Source organism: Erwinia sp. PME.40.26/001, assembly GCF_055556675.1.
In genome coordinates this window covers 1-228 of the sequence record NZ_JBVHNP010000488.1, presented here as the reverse complement: position 1 = coordinate 228, position 228 = coordinate 1, and the positions used below count along the sequence as shown (strand labels likewise).

At 71.5% G+C, this 228-nt stretch carries 1 protein-coding gene; it reads right to left on the bottom strand.

All coding sequences use genetic code 11. The annotated features are described in order from the left end of the window. Window positions 1-228: amino acid kinase family protein (locus ACZ3HG_RS25085; RefSeq protein WP_465335291.1), on the bottom strand; the 228-nt coding region annotated here is incomplete at both ends.

Genomic DNA, 228 nt, shown 5'->3' with positions numbered 1-228 from the left:
GCCCGGCGAGCAGACCGAACCTGTCGAGGGAGGTCTGGTAGCGCCACATGAGGACGTTCTGACCGACCGCCGCGGCGGCCTGCTGCGTCGCGAGGTCGTTGGGCCGACCCTGCAGGTCGAGCAACGGTAGCGCGGTCGCGATCGCGCCCGATGACACCAGGACGACCTCGACACCGGCTTCGCGCGCCCGGGCGAGCGCGTCGACGATGAGGTCGATGCGGAAGGCGC